This window comes from Allomuricauda sp. CP2A, from assembly GCF_001683915.1.
Lineage (GTDB): Bacteria > Bacteroidota > Bacteroidia > Flavobacteriales > Flavobacteriaceae > Flagellimonas.
Genome location: NZ_LXTT01000148.1, coordinates 1 through 5,869 on the forward strand (window position 1 = coordinate 1; position 5,869 = coordinate 5,869).

At 42.0% G+C, this 5,869-nt stretch carries 6 protein-coding genes; 3 read left to right on the forward strand and 3 right to left on the reverse strand.

Annotated features, from left to right (window positions below; translation table 11 throughout):
• Positions 1 to 180 precede the first annotated feature (180 nt).
• The 3 genes from A7D14_RS17805 (at position 181) to A7D14_RS17815 (ending at position 3,019) form a co-directional block, all read left to right on the forward strand.
• A complete protein-coding gene (locus tag A7D14_RS17805; RefSeq protein ID WP_067037582.1) occupies positions 181 to 519 on the forward strand; it encodes a P-II family nitrogen regulator in 339 nt (112 codons plus the stop codon).
• 30 nt (positions 520 to 549) lie between these two features.
• Positions 550 to 1,830, forward strand: a complete 1,281-nt coding sequence (locus A7D14_RS17810) for an ammonium transporter (protein WP_067037584.1) — start codon at positions 550 to 552, stop codon at positions 1,828 to 1,830.
• A 136-nt stretch (positions 1,831 to 1,966) separates the two neighbouring features.
• Positions 1,967 to 3,019: a porin gene (locus tag A7D14_RS17815; RefSeq protein ID WP_067037586.1), complete on the forward strand. Its 1,053-nt coding sequence runs from the start codon at positions 1,967 to 1,969 to the stop codon at positions 3,017 to 3,019.
• A gap of 62 nt (positions 3,020 to 3,081) precedes the next feature.
• On the opposite strand, the gene A7D14_RS17820 is transcribed toward A7D14_RS17815, so the two are convergent.
• From A7D14_RS17820 to A7D14_RS17830, 3 genes are all read right to left on the reverse strand, one after another.
• Positions 3,082 to 3,720, reverse strand: coding sequence for a DUF1684 domain-containing protein (locus A7D14_RS17820; RefSeq protein WP_067037588.1), 639 nt, complete (start codon positions 3,718 to 3,720; stop codon positions 3,082 to 3,084).
• 31 nt (positions 3,721 to 3,751) lie between these two features.
• Positions 3,752 to 5,101, reverse strand: coding sequence for an alpha/beta hydrolase (locus A7D14_RS17825; protein WP_255307490.1), 1,350 nt, complete (start codon positions 5,099 to 5,101; stop codon positions 3,752 to 3,754).
• Positions 5,102 to 5,233: 132 nt separating this feature from the next.
• Positions 5,234 to 5,686 (reverse strand): Lrp/AsnC family transcriptional regulator, encoded by a 453-nt coding sequence (locus tag A7D14_RS17830; RefSeq protein WP_067037592.1) that lies wholly within the window; start codon positions 5,684 to 5,686, stop codon positions 5,234 to 5,236.
• Between the last annotated feature and the right edge of the window lie 183 nt (positions 5,687 to 5,869).

The following is a 5,869-nucleotide window of genomic DNA, read 5'->3' on the forward strand; positions in this document are numbered from 1 at the left end:
ATGATGTAAACATTAAGAAACAATCAAAAAAATTTTAATAAATAGTTGTGTAAAATCAGATACCCCTAAAATATATGGGGTATTTTTTTTATAACCATAAAAATTCACACATCACCCCTCATTTTTATATGGTCTAGTGTGAATTACCATATATTTGGGTGATCAATTAACTACTTAATTATGAAAAAAGTCGAGGCAATTATTAGAAAATCCAAATTTGATGAGGTAAAAAAAGCCCTCCATCAGATTGAGGTCAACTTCTTTAGTTACTGGGATGTAACAGGAGTTGGAAATGAGAAACAAGGGCATGTGTATCGTGGTATTTCCTATAGTACCAGTGATATACAAAGAAGGTATTTGGTTATCGTGGTATCCGATGACTTTCTGGACAAGACCGTGAATGTTCTATTGGACACAGCATCCACAGGAAATGTGGGAGATGGGAAAATTTTCGTCTCAGATGTGATTCAAGCGTACAGAATCAGGACCAAGGAAAGCGGTAGTGCCGGAATCAACTAAAGTATAACCAAAAACTTAAAAACTTAGATTATGATTGTACAAGAACAAGAAGCAATAGATAAAGCCGTTGAAGCGATCACCGGCGATATGGGCGCTTTGTGGATTACCTTAGCTGCCATTTTGGTATTCTTTATGCAGGCGGGGTTCACCTTATTGGAAATAGGATTTACCCGAAGCAAGAATACAGGGAACATTATTATGAAAAACGTAATGGACCTGGCCGTAGGTTCCGTCATGTTTTGGGCATTTGGATACGCCATTATGTATGGTAGCGATTTGATTGGCGGTGGATTTTTCCGCTCCAGTCCAAGCGAGCAAGGTTATCTCTTTTTTAGTGCCGATGACTGGTACAACCTGTTCTTCCAGACCGTATTCTGTGCTACTGCCGCAACCATTGTGTCCGGGGCCATCGCAGGAAGAACAAAGTTTTCCACGTATCTGATCTTTTCTGCGGTATTGACCACATTGATCTACCCAATTTCAGGTAGCTGGTACTGGCCTTTTGACGACGATGCTTGGTTGAACGTAGCTGGTTTCGTTGATTTTGCCGGTTCATCCGTAGTACATGCCGTTGGTGGAGCCGCCGCTTTGGTAGCTGCCATTTTGGTCGGTCCTAGAATCGGAAAATATGTTGATGGGGAGGCGAAGGCCATTCCTGGTCACAATATGGCTTTTGGCGCATTGGGTGTATTCATCCTTTGGCTGGGGTGGTTCGGATTTAACGGAGGATCTCAATTAGCTTGGGGTGGTAGTGACACTATTGCTGCAACCAGCGTAATCATCAACACCAACCTAGCAGCAGCCATTGGTGCCATTGCTGCACTATTCTTTACATGGGCTAGATATGGTAAAGCCGATATCTCCATGACCTTGAACGGTGCTTTGGCCGGATTGGTAGGTATTACAGCCGGTTGCGGTGCTGTAAACGCATGGGGCGCACTTGCCATTGGATTGGTTTGTGGTATTGTAGTGGTATGTTCCATTGAGTTCATCGATAAAAAATTAAAAATTGATGATCCCGTTGGTGCCATTTCCGTACACGGTGTGTGTGGTTTCTTAGGAACTGTGCTTATAGGATTATTCGCTTTGGATGGTGGAATGTTCTACGGAGGAGGAGCAAAACTCCTTTGGGTACAGACCTACGGTTCCCTGTCATACATCCTGTGGGCCGCTGCAGCTTCATTCGTTGTATTGTTCATCTTGAAGAAAACCATCGGACTTCGTGTTTCTGAGAAAGAAGAAGTAGAAGGGTTGGATTTGCATGAACACGGTGTGGAGGCCTATCCTGAACACATTTCACAGGACAAATAAAATTCAAACACAACTCATATATAAAAGGAAACGGAGCGTTCTGCCAAACGCTCCGTTGAATAACCTTTTCAAACACAACTCACAATTAAACAAATCTGTCCAATAAACATAAAGGACAACTTAAAATGATTATGATATGAAAACGATTATAAAAACAAATTTCGTAAAAAATTTAGCTTTCGCCGCATTGGCATTGATTTCAGTAAGTGCTTTTGCCCAGGAAGAGGAAGAATCACCAAAATTTAGCTTTAGTGGCTCCGTGGATGCCTATTACAGGACCAACCTTACAGCTCCTAATGGTGAAGATGCCATAGCGCCTGGGTCTTCTTTTGCCAATTTGGATGGTTTTGCCTTGGGCATGGCCAATGTTATTGCTGCTTACGAAGGTGAAAAAGTAGGTTTTGTTGCTGATTTGGTCTTTGGCCCAAGAGGTACTGATGCCATTTTTGCTTCTCCAATGTATTCTGCAACGGGTGATATTCTTAACCAGTTGTATGTATACTGGAACGTAAGTGATGATGTCACACTGACTTTCGGTAACTTCAACACCTTTTTGGGATATGAGGTTATCTCTCCGGTGGCCAACTTCAACTACAGTACCTCATACCTATTCTCTTACGGACCTTTTAGCCATACTGGTTTGAAGGCTGATTTTAATTTGGGAAGCGATTGGTCTGCCATGTTGGCCGTAATGAACCCAACCGATTTGACCGAGTTGAACGGAACCGGCGATTATGCCGTAGGTGCCCAGTTGGGATACTCCGGACAATTCTTGAACTTCTTGTACAGCCAAGGTGGGTTTGAAGTTGACTATACCGGTGGATTTGATGTTTCTGAAGATTTCTTCTTGGGGATCAATGCCGCCCACTTTAGCATGGAAGATGATGGTGGTTCCTTTACAGGTGTGGCTCTTTATCCGCAATTGGCCACTTCCGAAAACTTTACTATCGGTCTTCGTGGAGAGTACTTCATGGAAACAGATTTCTTTGGAGCTATTGGGGCTTCTGACCCAGAAGGTGATTCCAGCGTTTTTGCTGTCACTTTAACAGGTAGTGCAACTATTGGTGATTTGATCCTAAAACCAGAAATCAGATTGGATAGTGCTTCCGAAGATGCCTTTATTGACAACGACATGGATCCAACGGGAAGCTTGGCTTCTGTACTGTTTGCCGCTATCTACTCTTTCTAGGCCCAAGAAATTAAATTTTTAATGCTAATAGAAAGCCTTACTCCCTCGGGATTAAGGCTTTTTTAGTCTTTTTTAAAATCTTTCACTCCTGCTCTCACATTAGTTCTCAAATAATTTTGCCTTGGCACTAGAGGGCAGGAGTACTTTTTATTATACACACAATACGGGTTATAGGCTTTGTTAAAATCGATCATCAACGTATCACCGTCCGGGATGGACAAATCAATATAACGTCCACCTCCATAGGTCTCATTTCCGTTGGTATCGTCCAAAAAAGGCAAAAACAGATAATCCTCATACCCTTCCTGATCCAACAAACCCAAACTTTGGTACACTTCCAATTGGTGTTCTTCGCCATTCAATGTAAAATGAGCAATACCATACACAACTTCCTCCGTCTTTCTTCCTGTTGTGGTAGGATTTAAAAAAGGCACCGCATCCGGGGTCCGCACAAACCTGGCCTTGACCACATACGAAGTATCCGGTTCAAAAAAATCCAACGTCTCAAAATCTTTTCGATATCTATCGGGCAGTGGAGAGGTCTCTGGGTCCTTAAAACTTTCGTTCAGTTCCTTTTGAAATTCCAAAATATCGGCCACCAAAGGAGATTCAGGCGACACAACAGCTTTCTCATCATGATATTTTTTGCCCCTTCCGCAAGAGACTGCCAATAAAGCAAAGGCCAGTATTACATATTTCATTTTGAAGCTTTAATGCAAAAATACTGGATTTTCAATCCTCAATAATGTCGTAACGGGCATCGTTTAGGTACTTTTCCACCATTTTGTTGAACTCGGGGGTAATGCGCAACAGTGCCGTATCTTCCAAATTGTACAATTTATCCTTATCCTTGAACCCTCTTTTAAAGGCTTCTTCCAGATAAAACAACGCCGTTCCAAAATCTTCATTCTTGGCGCTCAACGAAATGGTCTTCAAGTAAAATTCAAAATTATCAGGTTCCAAGATGGTCTTGAGCATGTACAAAAAAGCCAGGGCATCCTCATCAACCATCTCTCCCGATCGCACAAGTTCAATGTTATCCTCAGCAAGGGCGTTTAAAAAACCAACCAGACGATGGCCCATCTCCTGCTCATGGATGTTGGATCCATTGATGAACTTATCGATCTCCGTCATTTGATAATTCCACCAGCCCAAATTCTTGAAGTTATGCGCAAACATGTCTTCCTCCATATCGTACTGATAATTCTCCTTGAGCAATATTTCCTTTGAAAAAGCCGCATTTTCAGCGCGACGCATGGCCCTAAACTGCTTGTCCCTGCGCAATTCTTTCTGCACTTCCCGAAGGGAATCCAGATTTTTATGGGCACCGTACATGGACATCATTTCCCCCAGATACTGCTCTGCCCAAATCAATTGGCCAGAATTTTTTAAGCGATTCATTTTGGTAACATCTTCCAGGTACGCTTTTTCAACATAGTTGGAATCTTTGGGAATCAATTTTCGGCCCATGGCGGCCAAGGTGAACAGTTGGAGCCCCTTTTCCAGATATTCTATGTCCGGCCATTCGCTCATCCCCTCATGAAGCAGTACCTGATTTGGAAACTTATAGCGGTCCAATATACTCTCATCTTCCAACATCGTGGTGTAGTTGTAATCATTTTTACTGACGATACCTATAAAATGAAAGGGCTGTCTCACATTCAACAAATCTGTATTGGTCATGGAAGCCCCCATAGAAATTACGCCCTTTACCCCTTTGATGAAAATGGGGACCAGATTGACAAAACGTCCTCCAGCAGCAGCCCCAGCGGAGTAAATCCGTTCTCTTTGAATGGGCAAAAGACTGACAATATCCTCCAAAACAGTATTGGTAGCGATCATATTACTGGTCAACGAAACAGTGTCATTGATTTTGGGGGCCGCCAAAATATACCCTTCTTTTTCTGCGGGTCCCTTAAATATGGACAACGCTTGCCTTTCCTTTCCCTCCAAATCAAAAACCACCAACAAGGGCCATTCTTTCTCTGTGGAAAAATCCCTGGGCAGATACAAAGAATAGGAACTTGGGATGGAATCTTGAACGGGAATGGAGTCCATGATCTCCCCTTTTTTAAGAACCATTTGTTGCGCCGAAGACGAAGTCAAACAAACTAGGGAGAGAAAAAATAGTAGATGTCTTTTTTTCATAATTCTATCATAGCAAAAATCTGGCCAAAACAAAATAGTGTTCGGTCCTATAAAGTTAATGGAATTTTACGTGACGGGGGTTCCACTTTTTATTGGGGCATGGGCCACCACGTTGGACAACACAATATGGGTTCTGCACTCACCATATACGATGAGCTCGTCGATAAATTTTTCCAAATGGGATTGATCCCGAAGCACCACCTCCATGATAATGTTCTCATTTCCCGTTATTCGATAACAATTGACCACTTCCTGAAGGGATTTCACCTTGTCCAGAAAGGGTTTGAGTTTTCCCATAAAGGCGCGTAGCATAATGATCGCCTTAAACTGATGCCCTGCCTTTACATAGGAAATCTTGGCCCCGTATCCCTCAATAATCCCTAAATCCTCCATTTTCTTAACCCGCTCCGCAACAGCGGGTGGCGTAAGACCCACTTCACGACCTATATGGGTGAAGGATTCCCTTGCATTTTGCTGCAAATGCCCCAAAATTTGCCAATTAAGTGCATCTATTTTCATATTTAAAGAATTAAAGCTTAAAAATTTTTATTTTAAAGGTATAATCTATTTTTTAATTTTAAAACAAAAGTTGAAATTTTGATTTCATATGTAATTTTATAATTCAAAATTGCTTTGAAAACATGGAGAGAAACTCTCTTAATTCCTTGGTCGTTTACCGTAAATCACTGGATCTTCGTGATA